Here is a 24,544-nt window from a genome sequence, read left to right as displayed (position 1 = left end):
CTATAGCTTCACACCTCTTACTATAGCTATCAAATTATTGATAGATTTTTATAAATCTTGCTTTTACTTTGATTCACATAAATTAATTGATTTAAAAATTTATATTTAAGAGATAGGTTTAGATATTGTGAGGCTGTAACAATGCTTTCAATACTGTGGTACATTCCAACATCAATTATAATAATGTCATTTATCTATGGCATACCATCATTCTTTAGCGCTGTTGCTAATCTCAGAAGAAAGGTTTGGCTGAACATAGATGTGGAGAACGATTCTAATTCTCTAAATGATGACCCATTTGATGTTGCTATTCTAATACCACTATACATGGAGGATGAGTCTTCTGTACGGGAAACATTTAAGAGTATTAGTAAACAGAGGTATAGACTTGGAAAAGTAGATGTTTATGTAATACTTGAGAATAACGATTTAAAAACATTGATACATGTTTTTGAAAACATAGATATGTTAATTGAAAAGGGTTTCGGTATATACATATTCATGAATAGAGGAGAGAGAAAATCAAAGGCTTCTTCAATAAATCTTGTCTTAAAATATGTAACGCATTTTTATGGAGCATTCATTATCTTGGATGGTGGAGACAACATATTGGATAGTCTATACATTGAAAAAGTTGCAAAGCTTACTCTAAGTGGTTATAGCATTGTTGGGGCAAAGGTTTATAGAGTTGGTAACAACATTATTGGAAAACTTTCATACATAGACACATTTCTTTGGTACAATGTTGGGTTGCCTGGTTTAGCAAAATTTATTGGAACTCCTTTAGTTAGTGGAGAAGGGTTGACCTTATCAGCTAGGTTCTTAGAGAAAATAGGGGGTATGCCAGAGGTTTTGGCTGAGGATGCATATCTTTCAATACTAGCATCTTTCTACAATGAGAAGATAGCTCTTTTGGATACTCCCATAATAGAGGGGGCACCATCAAATATAAGAAGCTTGGTAAATCAAAGAATTAGGTGGTATAGAGGAACACTACAATGTTTTAAAGATACTGTAACAAAGCATAGAAAAATTCTAAGTAAGAAAAAACTCATATTACTAACACTTGCATATCTACAGCCTGTTGCCTTAACAGCACCCTCCATAGCACTAATAATTCTAGTAGCATCTCAGTTTATTCAAGTGCCATTAATAACACTTGTCCTAGCGAAAATAGAGCTGATTTCAATATTCTTTGCACCAAGCTATCTTATACTATACCAAAGATTTTTAGACATAGCACTTATCATGGCACCAATTAACTGGATATTCCAAGGATTTCTAGCCATGGTGGCTATGACACCAATTAGAATTTCCTGGCTTAGAACATTGAATAGAACATCTATAGGCATAGAAAACAAAGATTTTTTGAAACAAGAGGTAAAGCATTAATTACACATGCCATAAGTAAACAATTATTTTAAAGCAAATCACTATTTAAACACAAAACCTTTTTAAACCTTGCCATAGAAGAGCATTAGTGGTGCAAAAAATGGCTAAGGTAGTAGTAGATAAGGAGACATGCATAGCTTGCGGAGTCTGCTGGGCATTAGCACCTGACATATTCGAGTTGGATCCTGTAACAGGAAAAACAAGAATAAGAGATCCCTATAGAAAAAATGACGATGAGAAACAGTCCACAGGTGAAATACCTGACAACCTTGTTGAAGCTGCTAAAAACGCTGCTGCCTCTTGCCCAACAGGATCAATAAAAGTTGAGTAAAAAAATCAGCAAAGCCTGTTTTTAGTCAATTAGACAATAAACTTTTTTCTAGTAGCTTTTCTCCACAGTGCTAAAATTGTTAACAGTAATACAGCTTAGATTTTTGAGCATTTTCGCGAGGCCCATAAATAACTTTGCTTTGCTTTAACCAGGATATTAATGACGATATTTTTTCTTGTTGTATCCAATAACCATATGCTTTTCCCTTACCAATAAATTTGGATAAAACAGCTTTCTTTCTACTGTCTAAAGGTTTTGATTCCAAGTCTGAAAAAGGTGTTCCTGGAAGTGGTATAAATGTATGTAAATGAAATCTCACATTTTTGTCCATGTACTTTTCCATAAAATCTATTGTTGCCTTGAAATCTTCCTCATCTTCAAAGGGAAAACCAAATATTAAATCAATGTCAACACCAAAACCTTTTTGAATAAGAATATCTATGGCATTTTCAACATCTTCAACCGTATGTCCTCGATGAATAATTCTCAAAATTTTATTAGAGCCACTTTGAGCACCAACTATAACTCTTCTATTATTTACAAACCTTTTCAGAATATCAGCAGATTCAACATCAACTGAATCAGGCCTTATTTCACTTGGAAAAGTGCCGAAAAATACTCTTCCACCATATTCTTTAGCAATATTGTGTAGAGAGCTAAGAAGATTATAAAGAGCATCATGATTTGGTTTAACACCATCTTTACTGCCATAGCCAAGCGAATTAGGTGCTATGAATCTTAGATCTGCTAATCCATTTTCAATTGACTTCTTAGCATATTTAACAATAACTTCTACGCTTCTGTACCTAGGCAATCCAAAAGAATAGGTAACCTGACAAAAGTAACACGCTAATGAACATCCCCTCATAATTTCAATTGGATTAACAACACCTTTCCAATATGGAAACGGAGGATAAAAATCAAGGTTAACAAACTTTGTTCTTTTTCTAACAATAATTCTATCACCATCGCTATAAGCTGTTCCACAAACTCTATACTCATCAGATTCACTATATTTTCTAAGTAGTTCAACTATCGTTTCCTCTCCCTCTCCATAGACAACAATATCAAAACCAAGCCTTGTTATAGTTCCTAAGTAATCGCCAGTTGCATGAGGACCACCAGCAACAAGTAGTGTTTGTGGGGTATAGAGTTTGATTAGCTTCACTAATTCTTTTATGAGAAGAATTTGTGGAGTCATGAACGAGAATCCAACAACAACTTTTCTGCATTTTCTATACAAATCAATGATTTGCTGAACAACATCCATTATTTTATAAAGCGGTATTCTAATAACAGGTATTTTTGGTTCTGCAAACTCTATGGCCGCTACCAAGGCATTAACACTATATCTATTGTCTTTGTTGTAGACTATTGCAAAGCATGTTTCTTCAAACATTTCAAATTCCTTAAAATTCTAGAAAACATTTTCATAATAACTAGACTTATATTTTCAAAATGTGGCATAGGTATGTTGATATATAGAGTGTAGTGTAATGGTATCTCTTGTAGATAGATGGGGAAGGAAGCTAGAGAATTTAAGAGTTAGTGTGACAAGTGAATGCAACTATCGCTGTATCTATTGCCATAGAGAAGGATTGCTAAATAGAGGATATGGGCTTTCAGCAGAGGAGTATAGAGTTATAGCAATAGTAGCCTCTTCTCTAGGGATATCAGAATTTAAGTTAACTGGTGGCGAACCCCTGGCTAGAAGAGATATTGTAGATATTGTAAAGGCTTTTTCAGAAACAAAACCAAGGGACTTGTCAATGACTACAAATGGTTACTGGCTTGAATTTTATGTGGAGAAACTGGCTGAAGCAGGGTTAATGAGAATTAACGTCTCCATGCCATCGCTCAACAGAGAGAAGTATAGATATGTCACAGGCCTTGATGCTTTAGACAAAGTTGTTTCTAGCTTGAGAAAAGCCCAGGAAGTGGGATTAAATCCAATTACAATAAATGTTGTAATTTTAAATGGCATTAATGACAATGAATATAAAAACTTTATAGATTTTGTATCAACACATGGCTATAAACTCAGATTTATAGAACTTGAACCTATTTCAATACCAAAGCACATATTTGATAAACTATACAAACCCATAGATGATATTGTGAAGTACTTGGAGAGCATATCAATACGTAAATACTTCAGGGGGTTGCATCACAGACCCGTATATGTTCTTAATACAGGAAACGAGGTTGAGATAGTTAAATGGACTCATAACACAGTTTTCTGCATGTACTGCAACAGAATAAGATTAACAGCCGATGGCATATTAACACCATGTATAATGGCTACAAAGGGGGTTGATCTAAAACCTTTTCTAAGACCTAAACCCAATTTAGATGAGATTAAAAAAGCTTTTGTAAAAGTCAATGAAATGAGACTTCCCTTTAACATAGCCTTGAAAAAATAGACTGATGTTTATACCAGGTTCCTGTTTCTAAGCTAAAGCTCTTTAGCTTTGTTGTGCATTAATTACTGTTTTGAGGGTTTTTATGACTATTTACAAAGATAGAGTTGAGTATTTTGAAAATGTTAAGCAAATAGCTTATAGAGATGGCTCTATAGAAATTAACACACTAACTGCTTATGTTAGTGGTGTTAGAGTTAATAAGAATGGGTGTTGGTATATAGTGTCCACACAAGGGGGTGAAGTCGCATCCGATGTTCTGGAGAGAAAGGTTTTGAGCTTAGTAAAAGACAATATTTGCGGGGACTTTGCAGATGCAGAGCTTTTCAATGGTTCTGTTGAAGTTGGTAAAGAGTTTCCATCTGAAGATGATTTAATTAATCTTGTAACAGATTTGTGTCAAGAGGTTAAAGCTTCTTATAGTGTTAAGTGCGAAGTTCTTGTAGGTTTGCACAATACTCAAAGAACTATTTTTAGAAATGGTGAGGAAGGTGCTAAAGAAGTTAAGAAATATGTTGATATAGAAATAGGTTTGGTGGGCTCAACAACATATGGCCAAAACATATTCGCAGCATTACGCAATATGCTTATTGCTTGGTCAGCAAGCTCCATAGTAAAGAGTATAGATGCTATGTTTAGAGATGCTATTTCGAGAATAGGAAAAGTTGTCAAAGTAAAGTCTTTGAAACCATATGAAGTTGGAAAATCACAGATAATTCTAGGCAGTGAAACAACTGCAGCACTTATTCATGAGATATCGCATTTGCTAAACCCACTTTATCCGCAAAGCGCAAAGCTTTTGGGGGCTAAGCTTTTTCCAGATGGTTTCAACCTATACGACGAGCCAAACACACATGAAACACCATCGATAAGGTTTTTCGATGATGAAGGTGTGGCAACAAGGAGGAGAGTACTTGTAGAAGATGGTATTGTTAGAGATCTTCACCACACTAGAGCAACAGCAAAAGCCTTTTCTTCAGAACCCGGATCAGCACACGGTCTCTTCACAAGTCCTACACCATTTCACACAGTACTTGTTCTAGGCTCTGGTGATTGGAGTGATAAGGAAATGGTGGAGGAAACAAAAAAGGGTTTCTTCATAGATGGAGTAACTATTGCAACATTGGAGGAAGGATACATTAGGATTGTTCCTCAAATAAGCTTTGCTATTGTAAATGGTGAATTGAGTGAGTCAATAAGAATTAGAGAAGTTAAAATACCTCTTCAAGCTTTAAAAAGAATCAGCGCCATAGCAAAAAATCAGAAAATGAGGGTATCAGAAGAAAAGAACTGGATAGTTACTGAAATAGCTCCTCAAATTACTCTCGAAGGATTTGTATATTAGCTATGAAAAACGCCAAAAGAATTGCATTGAGAATAACAGCCTTTGCCATGAAGACATCGAATAAGCATCTAAATCCAAAGCTGAGCTTTTCACCATTAACAATATAAATAGCTTTCAACTCCTTTAAACAACACATGTTTGCAGAACAATTCAAAAAGCTTAAAACAGAATTAACAACATAATCAAGGTTATTGGTGCTATAAAGAGAGTTTAGAAGAGCATAAAAAACTTTTTTCCCACCATCAAACACAATAGCAATTGAAAAACCACCATAGCAAGTCTTCACAACAATAATACACTGCACAGTTTTTTCAATTCTCTTCACAAAATCATTTATAGCAATTTTTAATTCTTCTATAGCTTTACTCAATTCAATAACATTTGGCACAACACGAAAACTGTTTATATAGCGATATACCTCACCCTTATCTCTAAAAACATTGCTGATGACTTGTGGCAAATACAAGTAACACTCATTATCACTATCCCAAGCCAATTATCAGCACCTAGAACACATAACTAATTGCGAAAATGCTGCACCATATCATGTTTATCAGATTCGTACTTTCTTAAAATTTTATTACCACAAAAAGTATTTGTGTGTTTAGATGATGAGTGGCGATGGCATTGAGTTGTGATGAAACCGGAGTAGCTCTGAAGAAATATGTAAAATAGTTAAAAAAAATTGGATTATTAAAAATGATTTTAGCTTAAACCAAGCAAAGATGGGTCTATGCCTAGTTCTTGAGCAAGTTGCTTATACTCACTTAGTGATAGTATTGTTACCTTCTCTCCTGTGGGTGCTGTAAACTCTTTGTGACTCATTCCAACAAGATCTATACCAGTATCAAATATTTTGTTATTTGGATATCCCGGCACAAAGTTTTTGAGGGCCTCATCAACACCATACTTGGTCATGTTATATAGTAGCTTTACTCCATAGTAACCCATGAAGTACTGTCTTTGCCCAACGGTAACAAGAGCATAGCCTTGCTGCAGTGGTGGCACATTATCTGATGTCACATCAAATTCTACTAGCACAACCTTGCCTGGTGGTATACCAGCTTGCTGCAAGGCTTTTGCCCATGCAGGACCGTCATAGGCATACACACCAAATGCTATTGTTAAATCTGGATTTGCTTGTATAACTGAAAGTGCGAGATTCAATGCTTGTGTTGGATCCTCTTGATCATTGTATGGACCTAGCCAAACAATTTCGATATTACCTTTTATGTCTGGATCTTTTTGAGAGCAATTCATTATAGCATCTTTGAATCCTGCCATTCTCTCTAGAGAGTTCATAGCTGTTAGAGAACCTGTTAACATGGCAATTTTAATTGTTGCACCAGGCTTTATATAACCCTTCTCTTTTGCGAGCTGCCAAGCAGCTAAACCAGCTAGCCAACCAGCTTTATAGTTTCCAGTGCCAAGATATGCTAACCTGTTTGACTGTGGGGCATCAGTATCTATAGTTATTACTGGAATGCCTTGCTGCAAAGCCTTGTTTATATATGGTGTTGCTGCACTTGGATCAGATGGTGCAATAGCTATGCCAGCAACTTTTTGAGCAATATATGAATCCATTGTGCTTAACTGAGCCTGCACATCCTCTTTCTGAGGAACCCAGAAGATTGCATCAACACCAAGCTCTTGACCAGCTTTCTTCACACCTGCTTCAACAACAGACCAATATGGGTGAACAGATTTGCCTATAACTACAAATACAAGCTTGCTTGGTCTTGCCTGCTGGCTATAGAACCAGTAAGCGGCATAACCACCAGCAACAGCAATAACCACAACTGCAATTATTATAGCTATTAAAGTAGTTTTTGCAATTCCTCTCATCTAGCACACCGAAAATAGGTTTAAAATTTCAGACCTAAAAAATCTATATGTAGCACAAAAATGATATATACGAGTATACTCTAAGTTGAATCTTATCTAGCACCTCTAGATCTTCTATATAAATCAACTGCAACAGCAACACCCAAAATAACTCCTGTTACTGGGTCATACCAATATGGTGAAACACCACTTAAAACAAGGGCATTTCTAATTAGCGTTATTAAGAATGCTCCCACAGCAGCTCCTACAGCATTTCCTTCTCCACCAGCTAAACTAACACCTCCTATAGCATTTGATGCTATAGCATAAAGCTCTTGACCTCTTCCAACACCTGGATAGCCAGTCATCATCAACGCAGTAAATATTATGCCTGCAATAGATGCACACATAGCGCTATAGCTATAAACAAATAGTCTAACTCTGTTTATGGGTACACCACTTAATCGCGAAACCTCAATATTACCTCCAACAGCATATATATATCTTCCTATAATGCTGTATCTCTGTACATAGATAGATACTAATGCAACAATTAAAAGTATTGAAGCGAGCATCCAAGGTGTTGCTATTAGCATCAAGTCAGGGTATTTGTATAGTGGTATTGGCCATCCAAGTGTGAGTGCTGTAGCAAGACCACCAAAAAATATGTTGTCTGCCAAGGTTATTATGAATGCAGGCATTATTTGTGGTAGTGGCGGTGAGAAAATGCTGACAAATGCTCCATGGAATAAGCCTATAAAAACAGCAACAGTTATTACGAATATTATTGAGAGTTGAAGAGACCAACCCAGTCTATCCACGGCTATTGCTAGTAACATTGACGAGAATGAAGCTAGGGATCCTACAGACAAATCGATTCCACCAGATATTAAAACCATTGATTCGCCCATAGCTAAAACACTAAGACCTAGATACCATGTTAATAGCGCTTGCCAGTTGCCCAGTTCCCAGAACTTTGGATTAATGAGTCCTGTCACAATAGCTATTAGAACGATTGCTATTAATACATTGAATAAGGGTAGTCTACCTCTTACAATGTCTTCAATTTTTATGCTCATTAATATCCCCAATAAAAATAAACTATAAGTAAATTCTATGGCAAAAAATTTAAGCTTATATATCCAGAGAAGGAGTGAGAAAAGTATTGCTAGTGCAGTGATTTGCTTGAGCGAGAAAGTAATTTTGTTAGCTGAAAATATTTGGAAAAGATATCCAGGTGTTATAGCAGTTAAAAATGTTACTATGAAAGTGAAAGAGGCTGAGATTCTGGGGCTAGTTGGTGAAAATGGTGCTGGCAAATCAACATTGCTAAAAATTTTAACAGGTGTTATAAGAAGAGATAGTGGCAAAATATATTGGTTTGGGAAAATTGTTGAGTTCTCGTCTCCTCTAGAAGCGTTAAAGCATGGGCTTATGTATATTCCTCAGGACATAGTATTGGTTGGGAATCTATCTCTAGCTGAAAACATTTTTCTTGGTACTGAAAAGAAGTGGCTTTTTAAACCAAGGTCAGAAGCAGAAGAACTAGCAATAGCTAGTGAATTGTTTAAGGAGCTTGGAGTAAATGTTAATCCAATGGCTAAAGGTAGTAGTGTGGGAGCTGCAATAGCACAATTGACACTAATTGCAAGAGCATTGTATTTTAAGGCAAAGCTTATAGCATTTGATGAGCCCACGTCAGCTCTTGGACCTTTTGAAACTGAGCAGTTGTTGAATCTAATGCTTAAGTTAAGGTCTATGGGCATATCAATAATATTTGTTAGTCACAAAATTGAAGAGGTTATGAAGGTTGCTGATAGAATATATGTTATGAGGGATGGTGAAATAGTAAAGGAGTTTACTAGAGATCAGTTTAACATAAACGAAATTATAAGGGCTATGATAGCAAGAGAGGTTAAGGAGTTCTTTCCAAAGCAACCTGTTGAAATTAGTGATAAGGTTCTTGAAGTCAGGAATCTCTCAGATTACACAGGTTTTATAAAGAATGTATCATTTTATGTTAGAAAGGGGGAGATACTTGGCATATATGGTATTGTAGGTTCTGGAAGAACTGAAATGGCACAAACATTAATAGGTTATAGAAGAAAGGCATCTGGAGAAATACTCTTGGAAGGAAAACCAATAGTAATAGAAAAGCCTTTCGATGCTATAAAGAATGGCATTGTTTATCTACCCGAGGACTGGAGACTAGCTCTTGTCTATTTAATGTGTGTAAAGGATAACATAACCCTCTCCATCGCAAATTCTTTAAAGCTATCTGAACTAGGTTTGGTATCCCCTGTAGATATGAGAAAAGAGCATGAAATAGTTAAATCATTCATTGAGAAACTGAGAATAGTTCCTAAAGACCCATATAGAAAAACCATGTACCTTAGTGGTGGAAATAGACAAAAAGTTGCTGTAGCAAAGCTGTTGGCTACAGGAGCAAAGGTTTTAATATTAGATGAGCCCACACATGGAATCGATGTAGGAGCTAAAGTCGAAATCAGAAAGCTTATGGTTGAACTAGCAAGAGAGGGCAAAGCCATAATATTGATATCTTCGGAGCTTCCAGAGGTTTTGAACATGAGTGATAGAATACTTGTTATGAGAAATGGTACTATAGTTGCAGAATTTAGAAAAGAGGAGGCAAGTGAGCAAAAAGTTGCTGAAGCTGCTATACTAAACAAAGCAAAGTGATAAAACAAAGTACTAAAGTATTTATTGTTATGTAGGGTATGCAGCATTTGAACTATAACAAAAAATTTATAAGAACTTTTTAAAGTACAGAGCTTGTTTATACACAGTCTCTTGTAAAGGTGGTTATCCACGTACAGTACTCTGCTTGAGCTAAATAATGTAAAAGCATATTATAGGCAAGTAATAGGCCCTACACAAAGAATTATTAAAGCTGTTGATGGGGTTTCTCTTAAGGTTTTTGAAAGAGAGATTATTGGTGTTGTTGGGGAAAGTGGTAGTGGAAAGTCAACACTTGCAAATGTTATTATGATGAATATTAGGCCTCCTCTTATTTTTGTTAGTGGTTCTGTAAAGTTGTTTACTGGAAATGATTTTTTAGAGCTTCAAAAGCTTGATAGAGATACACTAAGGGAAAGGATTTGGGGAAGAGAAATTGCTATCATACCTCAAGCAGCTTTAAATGCTTTAATGCCAACATTGAGAATTAGAAGAATAATTCTAGATGTTATAAAATCACATAATCCAGAAGTTGATGAAGAAGAGGTTATTGGGCTTGCTATTAAAAGATTTAAGGAAATTGGATTACCTGAAATAGCTATTAACATGTATCCCTTTGAACTATCTGGTGGTATGAGGCAAAGAGCTGTTATTGCAATTGCAACACTTCTAAACCCAAGACTTTTAATTGCTGATGAGCCAACATCTGCATTAGACGTTGTTACACAGAAAATGGTTCTAAAAACCTTTATAGATATTTATAACAAAAACATTATAAAAAGCATCATATTTATAACTCATGACATTGCAACAGTAAGACAATTAGCAACAAGAATTGTTGTTATGTATGCAGGAAAAATTGTTGAAGATGGGTCAACAGATGATGTTATAGCTAAGCCTTTGCATCCTTATACAGATGGGTTAATGGGCTCTGTATTAACACCAGAAGAGGAGGTTAGGAAGAGAGGACTAAGATATATACCTGGGCAACCACCAGACTTATCCAATCCCCCACCTGGCTGTAGGTTTCATCCTAGATGTCCATTTGCTATGGATGTTTGTAGAAGGGAGGAGCCGCCGATGATTGAAGTTGATAAGAATCGTTTTGTTTCATGCTGGTTACATGTAAAAAGGTGATTGAAAAATGACTCTACTTGAAGTTAGAAACCTAACAAAAGTATATGAATCTGGATTCATTAGAAAAAGAAGAATTATAGCAGTTAACAACATATCATTTGATATAAAAGAAGGGGAGGTTGTTTCTCTAGTTGGTGAAAGTGGTTCAGGAAAAACAACAACAGCAAAAATGATACTGAGATTACTGCCTCCAACAAGTGGTATTATAAAATTTCAGGGAAAAGATATTTGGAGAGATATAAAATCTAAAAATGAGTTGAAAGCATATTGGAAGGAGGTGCATGCTGTTTTCCAAGATCCTTATGCTAGCTACAATCCATTCTACACCGTTGATAGAGTCTTGAATCAAGCTTTGAATCTTCTTGGCATAGCACCAGGCTCTAATGAGGGAAAGAAGCTTGTTAGAGAGGCTTTATCATATGTTGGGTTAATACCAGAAGATGTTCTAGGTAAATATCCTCATCAGCTTTCCGGAGGCCAGAGACAAAGACTTATGATTGCAAGATGCTGGCTTCTAAAACCAAAGCTCATTTTAGCTGATGAGCCTGTTTCGATGATAGATGCATCAATGAGAGGAGCAATAATAAAATTGTTTATGAATTTAAGAGACGATTACAAAACATCAACAATATTCATTACTCATGACATGGGCTTGGCATATTATGTTTCTGATAGGATCATGGTTATGTACAAAGGCAAAATAGTTGATATTGGCTCGCCAGATGAAGTAATTAAGAGCCCAAAACACGAATATACAAAACAGCTATTGGATAGCGTGCCAACACTTTACAAAAAGTGGCAGTGGTGACTGTGGCTATAGAACAACACAGATACTTCTTAACAATGCTTATATGGGCTTTAATACTAGAAATATTTGTTATTGCATACTATCTCTCACAACAACGTTTCGACTTTACAGTACAGTTTACGAGTATTCTAATGATCATAACCATCATAGGAATATATGCGATAATACATAGAATTAGAAAGGAGATAAGAGAAGGATATGTATAAAATCATAATATTTTAAAAGCACAATTCTTTGTTTCACAATTTATGAAAAGTTGTGAAAAAAGTTTTGTGATAAAATCAAACCTTTCAATACTAATCACTATTGCCCCTATATGGAGACATATTAAGGATACTTAAACAATTCTGCAATTACTAGATAACCTCTAGGTAACTTTCAGCAAACCCTCTCTTGTAATTACCCTTTGAATCTTTACGTAATATTAGAATATTACTATCTGGTTGGAGATGTATTATGGGTCTTACTATACCCGTGAAACAAAATCCATGGAAGCAAATATTTTTGTTACCAAGGTGAGTTTGAGTGGCTAGGCAATCGCTTATTGAGGAGTATTTAAGTGGGTTAGAGTGGGCTACTAAGGATAATGCTAATGTGCCTATATCCATATCTGGTTTAATGGCTCATGTACTTGGCTCTGCAATATATGAAGAGGCTCAAAAGCTTCTTCCAAAATCTGCTTTAATTCTTCATGAAGAAGGCTGGATATACATATATAAGCTGAGAGATGGTTCTGTGGCGAGACCTTATTGTGGTGGTCTCGACTCTAAGCTTATTGTTGAGAAGGGTCTTAGAACACCAACTGTTGTTTCAAGACCTCCGAAACATTTGGATTCGGCTGTTGATCAGCTTGTTAATGCTGTTTATATATTTAGTCAGGAGAGAACTGGTGCTGTTGGTCTTTATGGAGTTGATGTTGTTTTGTCTCCATATGTTAAAAGGGATGGTCTTGGCTATAGCGCTATAAAGCAAAATGTTCAGAGATTTGTATATAACTTGAACTATCCTTTGAAAAGTGGTCAAAGCCCATTTTCAAACATTGTTTTTGCGCTTAGCAACAAGTTTTACAGAGCACAGCCAATATCCATAGGTAGTAGCAAATTCAAGCTTTCTACAGAAACATTCGAGAACTATTTCGATGAAGCAAAACAGGTTTTGAAAGCTTTTGCAGAGGTTTTTGCTGAAGGCGATGCTATTCACCAGCCATTTACATTTCCAATACCAACAACAATTATGAATAAAGACATGGAGAAGATTTTGGAGAGTGATTCAGAGCTTTGGAGTTTGTACTGGTCAATGGTTGCTAAAACAGGTCAAATGTACTTCCTCAATGGTTTTAACAACAGAGCTGAGGACTTGTTTAGTTTTTGCTGTAGGCTTATAAGCGACATGAGCAGGGTTAGGGAGATTCTTCACCAAGCAAAAGGTGTATGGGATATGCCACCATCTGTAGGTTCTGTAAATGTTGTTGTTATAAATCTTCCAAGGCTAGCAATGATTGCTAGAACATCCGATGATAAAACAATGCTTGATAAACTTGATCAGCTTTTGGAGATCTCTAGAGCAACATTGATGTGGTTTAGAGCAAGATATCAAAAGCTTTTCGCAGAAGGCATGTATCCAATGACTAGAGAGTATATAGATGCTGTTAACCCATTCAAATTCTATTACAACACAATAGGTGTTATAGGCATGGCTGAATATGTATCGATAATGTTTGGAGACCCATTCTTCTGGTTCAATGCACAGCCAAGTGACATACCAAAAATTGTAAAGCTTTATAGTAATATTCTCAACTATATAAATAGTAGGCTTAGAGAATTTGAGGAAGAAGACAATGTTTTGTATAACATTGAGGAAGTTCCTGGGGAAACGCTTGGTGTTAAGCTTGCGTGGAAAGATATAGAGTATGCGAAAAAGCTTAGCACATCCGAGGATCTAACAACATATATTCCTGTTGGGGAAATCAATGGCAGAAAAGCACCATTTTACACAAATCAGTTAACACCACCATATACAACGCTTCATCTTAGATGGCAACTAGAGATAGAATCTAAGTGTCAAAAGCTATTCACAGGTGGTGTAATAAAGCATGTATTTGTTGATAAAGAACTTCCAGTAGATGTTGTAGCAAAGTTTGTAACAACAACACTTAGAGATACAGACATTGTCTACATGTCAATTACGCCAACACTTGTTGTTTGTTCATCATGCGGCTATAGAGCAATTGGTAGATTATCTAAATGCCCCAAATGTGGAGCACCAACAGATTTGTGGAGTAGAATAGTTGGTTATTACAGACCTGTAAAGTCATGGAATAGTGGCAGAGTTGCTGAATTCAATGTTAGAAAGGATATGTCAGATGATATTATTGAAATGATTTAAACTAAGATTTTTATATTCTAACACCAAGAATTATTCTAGGTGAAAAAAAATGTCTCTTCCTGTAAAGGAAATTTCTATCTCAATAGAAATACCTGTTGCACCAATTTCGAGAAGAGAGATAAAGCAGTTAGAAACAGCGTTAATACTTGGAACTGTATTTAGACCTGATGTTGTTCAAACAATTCTATCTGGTGAAGAGCTAACAACATGGCTTGATAGCTTAGCTGTTGCTGCTGCAGCACTTGCAATGGATAAAGCTGGCTATCCCATTAGTAGAATTGCTGAAGAACTTGGAAGAACTGAGGCAACAATAAGAAAGCATTTAAAGGGTGAAACAAAAGCTGGGAAGCTTGTTAGAGAAACTTATGAAATGCTTGCTAGAGGTGAGTTAAAGCTTTCAATACCTGTTGTAGAATCTGCTAAACCTGAAGAGTTTTCAAGACTTAGTAAAGAAGTTGAGGATCTTAAAAAAGAAAATGCAATGCTTAAAAGCAAATTAGAGGAATTGAAGGAGGATTTAAAATCCATTGGAAGTATGGTTGAGAAAATAATTGAAAATTCTACACAAATTAGAAAAATAGTTGAGAAAATTGAAAAATCTTAGCACCAACATTTTTATTGAATTAGTATTTCAGGTTTAACATAAACACAATCCGTTTAATTAAAAGTTATTAGAGCACTTTTCCCCATTTTAATTAGCAAAGTTTATATTTTAGTCTATGTATATAGATTTTTGTTGGTGTGGTGTGTAAACATGCTCTCTAAGCATCCACTTGATTTACCTGTTGGCAGAAAGTTTTCTAAAGATGAAGTTGCTGAAGCTCTTAGACTTGCTATAATAGCTGAGCTTGACGCAATTAACCTATATCTCCAGCTTGCTAGATCAATAGATGATGAGAAAATTAGAAAGGTTTTTGAGGATATTGCTAAAGAGGAGAAGACACATGTTGGGGAGTTTCTAGCTGTTTTAAAGACTTTGGATCCTCAGCAAGTTGAGGAGCTGAAAAGAGGAGCTGAGGAAGTTAAGAGCTTAACAGGAATTGAAGTTGCAGATCCGCCAGCTGGTAAAGGCGATGATATTTGGAAAAGAGTTTCAGAAGCTATTGTGAAAGCTGTTGATTCTGTTAGAGTCTTTAGGAAGTATTTACCTTTAACAGTTGTTGGTAGAGGTGTTGAGGGGGTTCCTCTAGAGGTTGTGGGAACAGGTTCCAGAGTTGTTCTACCTCTTGAAGACATTTCCGTAGAGTTTAAGGTTTCTCAAAGATCTGTTGAATATGGGGAAGCAACTAATTTGCCTATAGAGCTTGGAGATGGCTATAGAGCCTCCATAGAGTTTGCATCACTAGAAGATAAATTCATATTGGAAAAGCTGTTGAAACTTGCAAACCCAGTTAAGATGGATATGAGTAGTTGGGATGAGCCTGGCCAAGCACTATCAGATGTTGCAAAAGCTGTAGCAAAAATGATTGAAAGTGGTGTTAGAGAACCATTTGTGCTATTTGTTAATCCCGTTAGATATACAAAGCTTTTGGCAGTTCATGAGAAAACTGGTGTAATGGAGCTAACAAGAATTAAGGGCATAGTTAAAGATGTTGTTGCAACACCGATTTTGCCAGAGGATACAGCGTTAATAGTTTCTGCAAATCCGCATGTTATAGACATTGTTGTTGGTGTTGATACAAGAGTTGATTACTTAGGTCCTGAAAATGATTATCACAAGCTAAGAGTATGGGAAACAATAGCAGTGAGACCAAGAATAGAAAAGGGAATTGCAATACTAAAGCAAATAAAGTAAATGTTTTTAACCAGTCTTGAAACACCTCATCACATTATCTAGTGTTCACAGTCTTCATCATCTAATATTTATAATCTCTATTACAATCAAAATTCTTATATGAACTTTTAAATTTAAATATCTAAAATATTATTTGTTGATTGCAATGAGTATTTTAAAAAATTTAGAAAAGAAGATTTGGAGAACACTAATATTTTTCGTAATATTGCCACCAATGCCAATAATAATTGCATTAGTAGTTGCCTCTAAAATTGTTGAAAACTACTCAATACTTTATACAACACTGCTAATTTTGCTACCCATCATAGCTTTTTTCACGTGGCTAAAGATATGGCTTTGGAATTCTGTTTACATAAAGCCATTAAAAAGAATCGCAAAGCATATAAAAAATTTAAAGAACATGGGATATCAAATTGATGATTCCTCATACGATATTCTAGAGGAAAACGCAATTGTTGTAACAATTAAAGACTATAGCGCTATTCCAAAAAACCATAACTATAAAGTAGCTGCTATTAAAATTAAAGGTGCTACAGCATTTATAGGTATTGTGAATGAAAATAAGCAAGTGTATGACTTAACAAAGCTAAGCTAATCTTTTTCATTGAATGTTTAGTGGTGTGAAATATTGTGACTAGTTTAAAGGTTTTTGTATTTGATTTTGCCATAGCTATTCCTCTTTTCATATATGTCTTACTTGTTGTCTCAATCTTTACTAGAAGATTGTATAGTTATCTTATTGGAAAAGGATTTAGAAAAAATGTTGTTGTATATTATAATAGAAAGATTATACACATCTCCACAGGTGGTTTTATAGCGTTGCTGGTGCCAATTCTTTTCAAAGAGCCTTTTACACCATTCGTTTTCGCAATTATATTAGCATTCATAACATTGTATCCTCACATTAAGGGTAAAGAGCTTGAATGGTTTCAAACAAAGGACAATGTCTACGAGGTTAACTTTTGCATTGCATGGGGGGCGTCGATACTGGTTTTGTGGCTTTTTCTAAACAATCCATGGAAATCAATAATACCAGCACTATTCATATCATTTGGAGATGCTGCTACAGGTATTGTTAGAAATGCTGTTTTTGGAAGAAGAACAAAACACTGGATTGGAAACTTAGCCATGGCTGCTGTGACAATACCCATGGGCTATTTTCTAGCTGGATTTGCTGGAGTTGTTGCAGCAATTCTAGCTACTTTTGTGGAAAGATTTGAATTTGGATACATAGATGACAATGCATTGATAGCGATAACCTCGACAATAACTCTAATAGCTTTAAAATAGTTTTGTATATAGAACCTTTTGAGATGTCTGCGATCTCCGATTCTGATTTGTGATGAGGCCCCGCAGTGAGGAAAAATAGATGTATGTAATGTTCTCATCAAATATTGAAAAATTTTTAGTTGACAACTGCAAATACGTAAAAATGTGATTTAGAATGGGTTTTGACTGGTTTACCAAGTCTCTTGAGCTTCACAGATTTTACAAGGGAAAGATTGAAATTGTTCCAAAGGTTCCCATAAGATCTTTAGATGATTTTGCCATTTGGTATACACCAGGTGTTGCAGAAGTGTGCAAAAGGATTCATATTGATAAGAACGAGTCTTTTGAGCTTACATGGCGCTGGAACACAGCACTTGTTGTAAGTGATGGTTCTAGGGTTCTGGGTCTTGGTGATATTGGTGCCGAGGCTAGTCTACCTGTGCTTGAGGGCAAGGCGCTTTTGTTTAAGTATCTTGGTGGTGTTGATGCAATTCCACTTGCTGTTAATGTTAAAGATCCTGAAAATTTCATATTTATTGTGAAGGCTCTTGAGTCTAGTTTTGGAGCTGTTAATCTTGAGGATATAGAATCTCCAAAGTGTTTCTATATTCTTGAGAAACTTCAGCAAATTCTAAACATTCCAGTATGGCATGATGATCAACAAGGAACTGCCCTGGTAACTATAGCGGCTTTGATCAACTCTCTTAAGATTGTTGATAAGAGGATTAACCAAGTGAGAATTGTTTTGTTTGGTGCTGGAGCAGCTAATTTGTGTACATACAAATACTTGAAAATTCTTGGTGCAAAACCAAATAATATTATTGTTGTGGATAGCAAGGGTGTTCTTCACAAAAATAGAGGAGATTTAGAGAAGATGAAAACTGAAAATCCATGGAAATACCAAGTTGTTTTAGAAACAAATGGTGATGATGTTCAAGAAATTGAGAAAGCTTTTAATGGAGCAGATGTTGTTATTGCTGCTTCTAGACCTGGTCCCGGGGTTATTAAAAAGGAGTGGGTTAAATTGATGAATAAAGACGCAATTGTTTTTGCTGAAGCAAATCCAATTCCAGAGATTTGGCCTTGGGAAGCTAAGGAGGCTGGTGCAAAAATAGTTGCTACAGGTAGAAGTGATTTTCCAAATCAAATAAACAATAGCCTTGGATTTCCAGCAGTTTTCAGAGGTGTTTTAACTGTTAGAGCTAGGAAAATGAGTGATGAAATGTTTATTGCAGCAGCATATGCAATAGCAAAATACACAGAGGAAACTGGAATTCACGAAGAGAGAATCATAGGATCTATGCAAGAAACAGAACTATATGTTAAAGAAGCTATAGCAGTAGCAGAAAAAGCAATAGAACTTGGATACGCTAGAAGAAAAATGTCAAGAAACGAACTTGAAAACGAAATTAGAGAAACTATTGAAAAAACCAAAAAATACATGAGAATAGCCTTAGAATCAAAATTAGTTACGATATAACATGGAAAAACTTATCATGGTACTAAAAGCTGTAAAGCTAAACCTATAAGAGAAATGGCTAGAAACAGCAATAGCTCCTTTACATCAAACCTCTTCATATCTATTTGAATTGTTTTAGGTAATCCATATAAGTATATTGCTTGGGCATAATCTCTTGAAAGTAGTGCAGCATGTATTATGATAGGCTTCAATGCTTTATGCACCTTGTTTTTACCCAGTTTTAGTAAGGTAGCAATGTAAGCATCTGAGTAGAGATACATTAGCACAGGCATTACAGCTAGTGCAACTGTTGCTAAGCTACCTATTTTTCCAAGACCTAGCTTCTTCAAAACCCATCTAAACTCTCTCAAGCTAATCCACTGAAAACCAAGTGCAATAACAAGAAATAAAGCAGTTAATTTCGCAGAGGATAGGATGATCGTTTTTAGAGATGGTGTTGCATAGCCCATTATCATTGAAAACAGCATTGTTACAAAACCTATCAACACAAATATTAGTGGAAGTTTTAACGCATTCAACACTTTTCTAATGTTGCTAACAGCAAACAGAATTGCAAAAGAGATTCCAACAACATAAACTGTAAATAGTATGTTAGAATCTTTGAAGAATGTTATAGAGACTACTATCTCCACAAGTAAGGTAAGTAACAACAAGAATCTAAAATGTATTGAGAATCTACTTCCCCTTTTCTGCATTATGAAGAAATTGAAAAAATCTTTGAATATGCTCATAAAGATTTACACCAAGTTGCCAAAGTCTAGCTATATATTTTTGTAGCTAGTTCAATTAATTGATTAATGCTGTTGTCTGTATAGAGAAAAGGCTTTAAAACACCTTCTTCAAGTACATATGTTTTTGCATATGGAAAGAGGGGTATATAGTCCTTGGAGCTTAGGGTAATAATCTTTGCTACATCTGATAATGTAGAAAGTGTTTGTATAAGCTGATAAGCCTCTATATATGTAGACCCTGTAAATGGTTCATCAAAAAGCACAACGCCTTTCTTTGACGTAAAGTATGCTAAGAGAGTTGAAAGTCTTGTAGCTTGTCCCCAGGATAAATTCAAAGGAAGTTTCTCAAAATCGTCATAACCATAACCAAACCTCTTCAGAACTTCTTTACATTTCTCGATACATTTCACTCCAAGCTTCTTAGCCTTGCATATAGCCTCTGTTTCCTCATTTACACTGTCCTCGGTAAAGAACAAATAAGGTAGTTGAGGAACATAAGAAACATCTGCATATCTCTTTACATAGCCTTTCACAGGTTTTAGAACACCTGCTAAAATTCTTAGCAAGGTTGATTTTCCAGAACCATTAACACCATAAATAACTATTGTATCACCTCTACAAATCCTCATATTAACGTTTTTCAAAATCCACCTAGAATTATCATATTTATACCAAACATTGTTCATCTCTAAAACAACATCGCATTGACTAATCTGATTAGCTAAATCATCAAGTTTATGATTAACCAAATTTGCATTACCTTGATTGTTTATGCCATCCATTTTGTTTTTAAGAATGTTAGTATCTAGCTTCTCTAAAACACCGTTTTTAAGCACATAAAACTTGTCAACTTTATTAACCAAGCGTTTAAATCTATGTTCAAAGATTATAACTGTTTTCCCCATTTTTCTAAGCATGTCAATCACATTCTCAACAAGCTCCATGCCATCACTATCATCCAACCACATGAAGGGCTCATCTAAAATCAAAACTTTTGGATTTGGAATAAGGGTCTTGGCAATGGAAATTCTTCTCATTTGACCATTCGAAAGAACTGTAATAGGCTTTTCAACAATACTTTCAATCTTCAATAACCTAATAATCTTGTTGACATAACTTGGTGCCTCCTCCCCATAAAACTTCTCAGCATAGCTAATCAAATCATCTATTGGTATAGGCTCTAAAAAATGTGTGTATGGATCCTGATTAACAATTTGTACACACATCTGAACCTCTCTTAAGCTCATCTCATCCAATCTCTTAGAACACAACGAGATTTCGCCACTTACCTCAGCGCCAAAAATGCTTTGAGCTATGCCTATCAATGCTTTTGCAAAAGACGATTTGCCACTACTACTTCTACCAACTATGAGAAGAGTCTCATTATCAGAAGCTTCAAAGCTAAGTCCTTTAAGTATCCAGTTACCATCTTTGTATCTAAGCCAAAGATTTTTAACTTCAACAACATTATTCATACTACTATTCCCTTCACCAAGTCTTATTCAGCCACATCTAAAACATGAAATACTTCTTGAGCGTAGCAAATATGCTAAGTGATAGAGAAGCAACATAACAAACAACAATAGCGTTAAACAAAGCAATTACTGGTAGATAAGCCAATGCAAGTTTATATGCAGCTTCAAAGTTCTTCATCCATCCAGTCCATATAAGCCAGTAAGGCGCCACTAAATAATTTAAAAGAAGCATAACACCAACACGACTAATAAGTGCAGCTATAAAAGCTGCTACATGTGTGTAGTGTTTCTTCTTGGCTTCTAGAGCTTTGAATAGCAGCGCTAGGGGAAGAGCTGTAGAAGCCTCTGCAACAACTTTCATTGTAGGTCCAACAACCTTTGTTGGATCTGTTGTTAATGCAACACTTCCAATCCAGAAAATAGGTAATGATATTAAACCTAATCTCATATTTAGTAATGTTAATACAGCTATTGGAACACCTGCCAAATCAAATTTTAAAAATGTTGTTAATGGATATGGTCATTGGAATATGTGAAGCATTATCGAAAGACCTGAAAAGATTGCTAGTAAAGCTATTTCTGAATATCCAAAGACCTTTCCTTGTCTTCTGTCTTGAGACGTTTGCATCACTTAAATCGACATAATTTAATCATATGTACATTGCCAAATGTTTTAAGGCTGATGTTTAAAGCTGATAAAATTTAAACTTTTTAAACTAGCTTAAACACTGTTCACATATCAAATGGTGTTTGCTTTGAAGAAAATATATAGATTGCAAGGTATAGGAGGCTCTGTATATGTGGCTTTGCCTAAGGAGTGGCTTAGAAGATTTAATCTCGACAAGGGATCTGTTGTAGAGGTTTCTATAGATGTTGACGGAGCTTTAAAGATTTTGCCTATTGCAAAAAGCGAGAAGGTGTTGGAGTCTTCAGAAGCTAGGTATGGAAACGAAATTGAAATTTTTGTTGATAAGCCTGCAGAGGTTTACACATCTCTTTTGACAGCTTATCTTAGAGGTTTTGACACAATAACGCTGAGGTTTTCTGGTGGAGCAATTGAGAGAGAGGTTAAGGGTGTTATAGAGTCTACAAAAGATCTTTTGCTAGGACTGGAAACAGTTGATATTGGAAGCAACTATATTGTTTTGAAGGTTCTAGCATCTGAAGATGCTGATATAGATTCACTTATAAGAAACATGCACAAAATGATTAGATTTATGTACCTCGATGCTTTCAACTCTCTAGAGTCTGGAGACATAGAGTTGGCTAAGGCAGTTGTGCTTAGAGATAGAGATGTCAACAGATTATATTTCTACATAACAAGAACAATAAGAAAAAGGATATTGACGCAGGTACTTGAGCCAAAAGTTCTTCTAAAGCTTGTTGACTCAAGAATGCTCATAAAATTCATTGAGGAAATTGGTGATGAAGCTAAAAACGCTGCATTGGCATCAATAGAGCTTAGCCCCAAGAGGGAAAAGCTTAGCAAAGAAAGTATTGACAAAGTCAAAGAAGCTGTAAATAACATCGATGAAATCTACAGAGATGTTGTTATGAAGGCTCATGAAAAATCAATTGAAATAGCAGAGCTTAGACAATACATGAAAACATGTTTAATAACTAGAGATAGCCTAAAGCATTTAAGAGTAAAACTAATTGAGAGCTTAGATCTTTATTGGTTCACTGAATTCATAAAATCCTTTGAGAACATAGCAATGAATGTTTATGATATACTAAGCTTAATACCATTTGAACTTGTTTCAGCAATGATATATGAATAGACAAATCCCAAGCTATTTCCTTCCTACAACATTCTAAAGCTTTTGAATTTGAAAAAGCAAAGCATGTATTCAAATTCCATGTCCCAAACCCAATAATCTTTGTGTATTTACCTTGGCTAAGTAAAAAGACTTGAACAATAAAAAGGCTGTTGATACAAGTAAAGAACAGTTAAAATATTTTCAAAACAAATACCATGTAATTGCCCAAGACAGATTCCTGTAGAAACATCTATTCAAAGTTTCTTTGACAAGCTCTTTACATATTTGATTTAGTACAAATACTTTTTTGGCAAATGCTGCAAAGCTACATAGTTAAATCTCTAAAAGCTATAGGTGCAGTCTATGAGCTATGAGGACCTCGTAGAGTTAATACCTACTGGCATTACATGTATTGAAGATTATAAAATTGGTGATGAGCATATTGCAAAACATGTTAATGTTTTGGCTACGCCGATGATGATATTATTTATGGAGGTAACAGCTTCGAAATGTATTGAAAAATATATTCCAGTTGGTTACACAACTGTTGGCTTCATAATTAATGTTAAACATGTTAATCCAGCACCTTCAGGAGCTACTATAAGAATTGAGGTGAAGCTTGTTTCAAAAGAGGGTAGAAGGCTAATGTTTGAGGTTAAGGCTTTTTGGAAAAATGTCTTAGTTGGTGAGGGTGTTCATGAGAGGTATGTTGTTGATGTTAGAAGATTTTTGGATAAGGTTAGAAGGTTAATAGGCTAAGTAGTATAGCGAAAAATTACATCAATTTAAATTCTTGTTAAAGACTTCAAATTATGATTATATACCAAGGAATTATTTGGTGAAAATTGCTTGCTTAGAGTTAATAGCAGAAGAGTTGATGAATTAGCAGAAATGGTTAAAGCAATTGGCTTTGAGAAAGTTATTGCTTTTGAGGATTTAGATCCACAGTTTAGAGCTGTAAAGAAATTGGTTGCTGAATGTGGTTTGGCAAGTTATTTGCTTGTTTTTCTAAATGCTCTTATTAGCTACAGACTTTCTCAGACAGGAGAAATTTACTGGTCTTTATTTGCAGACTACGTTGCTACTAAGTGCGTATCTAGATCCGGAATGAGATCGCTAGTTGAAATTGTTGAAGACTTTGCAAAAGAGTATAATAGATATCTTCTCAATCAAAAAATTAAAAGAATTGAAAAAATTATTCGCTGTACTCAGCTAGAAAATATTCTTATTCTCAATGATTTAGAGACCATTAGAAAAATTACTGCAAGATGTTTAAAGGTTGATGAAAACTCTAAAACCATTGTTTTTGCTATTAAAATGATTTACTATGTTAACAAAGCCTTTGAGAAACAAGTTCAAGTTCCACTAACTATACCCATTCCAGTTGACACAAGGGTTGCAATAATAACGTATCTTTCTGGTGCCTTGGATTTGCCTAAGGGAATTGCTATAAGCAGCTATAATTTGCTAAAATTCAGCAAAACTATAAGAAGTATTTGGACAATGGTTGGCGAAAAATCCTCTGTTCCACCTCTAAATCTAGATGCTCTTCTGTGGTACTTTGGAAAATATCACAAAGCAAGCAATATGAGAGAAATATTCGATTCTGCATATAGAGAGCTTCAGCATTTTCTAAAGCCAGAGGATGTGATGCTCATAGTGAAAAACTTGTTTTATAGAATGATTAAATAACAT

General features: G+C 35.2%; 24 protein-coding genes. 17 read left to right on the top strand and 7 right to left on the bottom strand.

Annotation, left to right across the window (positions count from 1 at the left end; genetic code table 11):
- The first annotated feature begins 141 nt into the window (after window positions 1–141).
- Both QPL79_RS02090 and QPL79_RS02085 read left to right on the top strand, forming a co-directional pair.
- The gene (locus QPL79_RS02090) at window positions 142–1,392 is read left to right on the top strand and encodes a glycosyltransferase family 2 protein (protein WP_285273128.1); all 1,251 of its coding nucleotides are present in this window, start codon (window positions 142–144) and stop codon (window positions 1,390–1,392) included.
- A 100-nt stretch (window positions 1,393–1,492) separates the two neighbouring features.
- Entirely contained in the window at window positions 1,493–1,723 is a 231-nt protein-coding gene (locus QPL79_RS02085) for a ferredoxin (protein ID WP_285273127.1), read from the top strand.
- Window positions 1,724–1,802: 79 nt separating this feature from the next.
- On the opposite strand, the gene QPL79_RS02080 is transcribed toward QPL79_RS02085, so the two are convergent.
- Window positions 1,803–3,122, bottom strand: a complete 1,320-nt coding sequence (locus QPL79_RS02080; RefSeq protein ID WP_285273126.1) for a TIGR04013 family B12-binding domain/radical SAM domain-containing protein — start codon at window positions 3,120–3,122, stop codon at window positions 1,803–1,805.
- 97 nt (window positions 3,123–3,219) lie between these two features.
- On the opposite strand from QPL79_RS02080, the gene moaA reads away from it, so the two are divergent.
- Window positions 3,220–4,146, top strand: coding sequence for a GTP 3',8-cyclase MoaA (moaA, locus tag QPL79_RS02075; RefSeq protein ID WP_285273125.1), 927 nt, complete (start codon window positions 3,220–3,222; stop codon window positions 4,144–4,146).
- Window positions 4,147–4,228: 82 nt separating this feature from the next.
- Window positions 4,229–5,488: a metallopeptidase TldD-related protein gene (locus tag QPL79_RS02070; RefSeq protein ID WP_285273124.1), complete on the top strand. Its 1,260-nt coding sequence runs from the start codon at window positions 4,229–4,231 to the stop codon at window positions 5,486–5,488.
- On the opposite strand, the gene QPL79_RS02065 is transcribed toward QPL79_RS02070, so the two are convergent.
- The 3 genes from QPL79_RS02065 to QPL79_RS02055 form a co-directional block, all read right to left on the bottom strand.
- On the bottom strand, window positions 5,463–5,984 hold the full coding sequence (locus tag QPL79_RS02065) for a hypothetical protein (RefSeq protein WP_285273123.1): 522 nt from the start codon (window positions 5,982–5,984) through the stop codon (window positions 5,463–5,465). The genes QPL79_RS02070 and QPL79_RS02065 overlap by 26 nt on opposite strands.
- Window positions 5,985–6,193: 209 nt before the next feature.
- A complete protein-coding gene (locus QPL79_RS02060) occupies window positions 6,194–7,333 on the bottom strand; it encodes a sugar-binding protein (protein ID WP_285273122.1) in 1,140 nt (379 codons plus the stop codon).
- Window positions 7,334–7,425: 92 nt separating this feature from the next.
- Window positions 7,426–8,391 carry an ABC transporter permease gene (locus QPL79_RS02055; RefSeq protein ID WP_285273121.1) on the bottom strand — a complete coding sequence of 322 codons (966 nt, stop codon included), beginning with the start codon at window positions 8,389–8,391 and terminating at the stop codon, window positions 7,426–7,428.
- Between the two features lie 106 nt (window positions 8,392–8,497).
- Here QPL79_RS02055 and QPL79_RS02050 point away from each other — a divergent pair, with 106 nt between their 5' ends.
- The 10 genes from QPL79_RS02050 to QPL79_RS02005 all read left to right on the top strand — a co-directional run bounded on the left by QPL79_RS02050 (window position 8,498) and on the right by QPL79_RS02005 (window position 18,883).
- The gene (locus QPL79_RS02050; protein WP_285273120.1) at window positions 8,498–10,012 is read left to right on the top strand and encodes a sugar ABC transporter ATP-binding protein; all 1,515 of its coding nucleotides are present in this window, start codon (window positions 8,498–8,500) and stop codon (window positions 10,010–10,012) included.
- 141 nt (window positions 10,013–10,153) lie between these two features.
- Window positions 10,154–11,146, top strand: coding sequence for an ABC transporter ATP-binding protein (locus QPL79_RS02045; RefSeq protein WP_285273399.1), 993 nt, complete (start codon window positions 10,154–10,156; stop codon window positions 11,144–11,146).
- 7 nt (window positions 11,147–11,153) lie between these two features.
- A complete protein-coding gene (locus tag QPL79_RS02040) occupies window positions 11,154–11,954 on the top strand; it encodes an ABC transporter ATP-binding protein (RefSeq protein ID WP_285273119.1) in 801 nt (266 codons plus the stop codon).
- A gap of 2 nt (window positions 11,955–11,956) precedes the next feature.
- On the top strand, window positions 11,957–12,160 hold the full coding sequence (locus tag QPL79_RS02035) for a hypothetical protein (protein WP_285273118.1): 204 nt from the start codon (window positions 11,957–11,959) through the stop codon (window positions 12,158–12,160).
- Window positions 12,161–12,479: 319 nt separating this feature from the next.
- Window positions 12,480–14,339 carry an anaerobic ribonucleoside-triphosphate reductase gene (gene nrdD, locus QPL79_RS02030; protein ID WP_285273117.1) on the top strand — a complete coding sequence of 620 codons (1,860 nt, stop codon included), beginning with the start codon at window positions 12,480–12,482 and terminating at the stop codon, window positions 14,337–14,339.
- A gap of 49 nt (window positions 14,340–14,388) precedes the next feature.
- Window positions 14,389–14,943 carry a hypothetical protein gene (locus QPL79_RS02025; RefSeq protein ID WP_285273116.1) on the top strand — a complete coding sequence of 185 codons (555 nt, stop codon included), beginning with the start codon at window positions 14,389–14,391 and terminating at the stop codon, window positions 14,941–14,943.
- A gap of 150 nt (window positions 14,944–15,093) precedes the next feature.
- Window positions 15,094–16,134, top strand: a complete 1,041-nt coding sequence (locus QPL79_RS02020) for a family 1 encapsulin nanocompartment shell protein (RefSeq protein WP_285273115.1) — start codon at window positions 15,094–15,096, stop codon at window positions 16,132–16,134.
- A 145-nt stretch (window positions 16,135–16,279) separates the two neighbouring features.
- On the top strand, window positions 16,280–16,729 hold the full coding sequence (locus QPL79_RS02015) for a hypothetical protein (RefSeq protein ID WP_285273114.1): 450 nt from the start codon (window positions 16,280–16,282) through the stop codon (window positions 16,727–16,729).
- Window positions 16,730–16,764: 35 nt separating this feature from the next.
- A complete protein-coding gene (locus tag QPL79_RS02010) occupies window positions 16,765–17,424 on the top strand; it encodes a dolichol kinase (RefSeq protein ID WP_285273113.1) in 660 nt (219 codons plus the stop codon).
- A gap of 154 nt (window positions 17,425–17,578) precedes the next feature.
- On the top strand, window positions 17,579–18,883 hold the full coding sequence (locus QPL79_RS02005) for an NAD(P)-dependent malic enzyme (protein WP_285273112.1): 1,305 nt from the start codon (window positions 17,579–17,581) through the stop codon (window positions 18,881–18,883).
- A gap of 14 nt (window positions 18,884–18,897) precedes the next feature.
- Here the strand turns inward: QPL79_RS02005 and QPL79_RS02000 are convergent, their stop codons facing one another.
- The 3 genes from QPL79_RS02000 to QPL79_RS01990 are packed head-to-tail and all read right to left on the bottom strand — an operon-like array spanning window position 18,898 to window position 21,576.
- Complete coding sequence (locus QPL79_RS02000; protein WP_285273111.1) at window positions 18,898–19,614, bottom strand: hypothetical protein; 717 nt, start codon at window positions 19,612–19,614, stop codon at window positions 18,898–18,900.
- 26 nt (window positions 19,615–19,640) lie between these two features.
- Window positions 19,641–21,089 (bottom strand): ATP-binding cassette domain-containing protein, encoded by a 1,449-nt coding sequence (locus QPL79_RS01995; RefSeq protein ID WP_285273110.1) that lies wholly within the window; start codon window positions 21,087–21,089, stop codon window positions 19,641–19,643.
- 37 nt (window positions 21,090–21,126) lie between these two features.
- A complete protein-coding gene (locus QPL79_RS01990) occupies window positions 21,127–21,576 on the bottom strand; it encodes a hypothetical protein (protein ID WP_285273109.1) in 450 nt (149 codons plus the stop codon).
- A 268-nt stretch (window positions 21,577–21,844) separates the two neighbouring features.
- Between QPL79_RS01990 and QPL79_RS01985 the strand changes: the two genes are divergently transcribed.
- The 3 genes from QPL79_RS01985 to QPL79_RS01975 all read left to right on the top strand — a co-directional run bounded on the left by QPL79_RS01985 (window position 21,845) and on the right by QPL79_RS01975 (window position 24,541).
- On the top strand, window positions 21,845–22,870 hold the full coding sequence (locus QPL79_RS01985; RefSeq protein ID WP_285273108.1) for a phosphate signaling complex PhoU family protein: 1,026 nt from the start codon (window positions 21,845–21,847) through the stop codon (window positions 22,868–22,870).
- 342 nt (window positions 22,871–23,212) lie between these two features.
- Window positions 23,213–23,608 carry a thioesterase family protein gene (locus QPL79_RS01980; RefSeq protein ID WP_285273107.1) on the top strand — a complete coding sequence of 132 codons (396 nt, stop codon included), beginning with the start codon at window positions 23,213–23,215 and terminating at the stop codon, window positions 23,606–23,608.
- A gap of 90 nt (window positions 23,609–23,698) precedes the next feature.
- Window positions 23,699–24,541 carry an N-glycosylase/DNA lyase gene (locus QPL79_RS01975; protein WP_285273106.1) on the top strand — a complete coding sequence of 281 codons (843 nt, stop codon included), beginning with the start codon at window positions 23,699–23,701 and terminating at the stop codon, window positions 24,539–24,541.
- Window positions 24,542–24,544 lie beyond the last annotated feature (3 nt).

Origin of the sequence: Ignisphaera cupida (genome assembly GCF_030186535.1) — an archaeon.
GTDB lineage: Archaea > Thermoproteota > Thermoprotei_A > Sulfolobales > Ignisphaeraceae > Ignisphaera > Ignisphaera cupida.
Note: the sequence above shows the minus strand (reverse complement) of the source record. Positions and strands in the feature narration are given on the sequence as shown.

Bases quoted from the DNA above. Each gene is read 5' to 3' on its own strand.
- QPL79_RS02000 (WP_285273111.1), bottom strand. From the start codon at position 19,614: ATGAGCATATTCAAAGATTTTTTCAATTTCTTCATAATGCAGAAAAGG.
- QPL79_RS01980 (WP_285273107.1), top strand. From the start codon at position 23,213: ATGAGCTATGAGGACCTCGTAGAGTTAATACCTACTGGCATTACATGT.
- QPL79_RS02020 (WP_285273115.1), top strand. From the start codon at position 15,094: ATGCTCTCTAAGCATCCACTTGATTTACCTGTTGGCAGAAAGTTTTCT.
- QPL79_RS01995 (WP_285273110.1), bottom strand. From the start codon at position 21,089: ATGAATAATGTTGTTGAAGTTAAAAATCTTTGGCTTAGATACAAAGAT.
- QPL79_RS02005 (WP_285273112.1), top strand. From the start codon at position 17,579: ATGGGTTTTGACTGGTTTACCAAGTCTCTTGAGCTTCACAGATTTTAC.
- QPL79_RS02080 (WP_285273126.1), bottom strand. From the start codon at position 3,122: ATGTTTGAAGAAACATGCTTTGCAATAGTCTACAACAAAGACAATAGA.
- QPL79_RS02040 (WP_285273119.1), top strand. From the start codon at position 11,154: ATGACTCTACTTGAAGTTAGAAACCTAACAAAAGTATATGAATCTGGA.
- QPL79_RS02085 (WP_285273127.1), top strand. From the start codon at position 1,493: ATGGCTAAGGTAGTAGTAGATAAGGAGACATGCATAGCTTGCGGAGTC.
- QPL79_RS02090 (WP_285273128.1), top strand. From the start codon at position 142: ATGCTTTCAATACTGTGGTACATTCCAACATCAATTATAATAATGTCA.
- QPL79_RS02070 (WP_285273124.1), top strand. From the start codon at position 4,229: ATGACTATTTACAAAGATAGAGTTGAGTATTTTGAAAATGTTAAGCAA.
- QPL79_RS02025 (WP_285273116.1), top strand. From the start codon at position 14,389: ATGTCTCTTCCTGTAAAGGAAATTTCTATCTCAATAGAAATACCTGTT.
- moaA (WP_285273125.1), top strand. From the start codon at position 3,220: ATGGTATCTCTTGTAGATAGATGGGGAAGGAAGCTAGAGAATTTAAGA.
- QPL79_RS02015 (WP_285273114.1), top strand. From the start codon at position 16,280: ATGAGTATTTTAAAAAATTTAGAAAAGAAGATTTGGAGAACACTAATA.
- QPL79_RS02060 (WP_285273122.1), bottom strand. From the start codon at position 7,333: ATGAGAGGAATTGCAAAAACTACTTTAATAGCTATAATAATTGCAGTT.
- QPL79_RS02055 (WP_285273121.1), bottom strand. From the start codon at position 8,391: ATGAGCATAAAAATTGAAGACATTGTAAGAGGTAGACTACCCTTATTC.